This window comes from Actinocrinis puniceicyclus (assembly GCF_018283645.1).
In the GTDB taxonomy this organism is placed as follows: domain Bacteria; phylum Actinomycetota; class Actinomycetes; order Streptomycetales; family Catenulisporaceae; genus Actinocrinis; species Actinocrinis puniceicyclus.
On the sequence record NZ_JAGSXH010000333.1, the window covers coordinates 1 to 1,180 of the forward strand.

1 protein-coding gene is annotated in these 1,180 nt (G+C 72.5%); it reads right to left on the reverse strand.

Features of this window, described 5'->3' with window-relative positions:
* Positions 1 to 133: 133 nt before the first annotated feature.
* The coding region (locus tag KGA66_RS29125) for an IS4 family transposase (RefSeq protein ID WP_211472836.1) at positions 134 to 1,180 on the reverse strand (1,047 nt) is incomplete at its 5' end.

Below are 1,180 nucleotides of genomic sequence, written 5' to 3' on the forward strand. Positions count from 1 at the left end.
GCGTTTGACCCGCCAGGAGTTGCGCCTGGCGCGTTTCACCACGCGCGGGAAGCTGCGGTGCCTGCGCTTGGGGTTCAGCGACCGCTTGCGGGTCAGCCTCCCGAGCGTGTGGGCGATCAGGAGCCGCTGGTGCTCAGGGGGAAAAAGCCCGCGGATCCGCGACGCGCGCGCGGACCAGGCGGACTGCCTTGGTGAACTTCACCCGTCCGGGGTCCAGGTTGTGCTCGGTGACCGCGGCGCAGATCAGCGCACAGATCGCGTAGTGCGCCAGCAGGTATCCGTAGATCTCGGCCCGCACCAGTTGCGGGCTGTGCGAACGCAGCACCCCGCCCGGCCCGCGCAGCCCGTTCTTGATCTCGTTGTTGGCGCCCTCCGAGCCGGTCCACCGCAGGTGGTAGGCCGCGCCGAGCTCGGCGGCGGTCGCCTCGCCGGGGTCCAGCAGGTTCGTGATCAGGCAGAACAGCTCCCGCTGGTGCGGGGCCGGGCCGCGCTCCTCGACGTAGTACTCCACCACCCGCACCGGCCGGCACCCCTCCCGCGGCAGGTCCCCCCCGGCCCTGGCCGCGGCGATCAGCGCGTCCCGCCGGTTGCGCTCGGCACCCTTGTCGAACACCAACGCCGTGTAGGAGCCGTCGGGCAGGTCCGCCACATGCGCGATCTCCACCCCGTCGGCCATCCGCCACAGCAGCCCGGCCCCGGTGTCCTGGTAGCGGCACCACAGTTTGAAGCTGTACAGGCCCTGGTCACAGGTCAGCAGCACGTCCTGGTCCTCGGCCAGCGCCTGGACCGTCCCGGCCATCGCCCGCAGCGCCGTGCGTTCCCCGGTGCCCTTGCCGCTGCACGGCGCCAACCGCGCATCCAGCGTGGCCCGCGACCCGCACTCGGTCAGTAGCACCGCCCTCACCTGCGGGAACGCCCCGCCGGACGGGGTAGCGAACGCGGCACGGTTCTCCTCGCTGTCCGGCACATCGAACACCGTGCCGTCGGCAGCGAGCACCCGCCACCGCCCGGCCATGAACGCCCCCGGCGTGTCCGGCTCCGCCACCGGCACCGCGACCTGCTCGAACACCTCCCGCACCGGTGCCTCACCCAGCCGGGCCCGGGCCTTGGCGATCCCTCCGGAGGTCGGGGTCTGATAATCCGTGTCCAGCCCGCCCAGCAGCGCAAGCGGCTCAGCCAG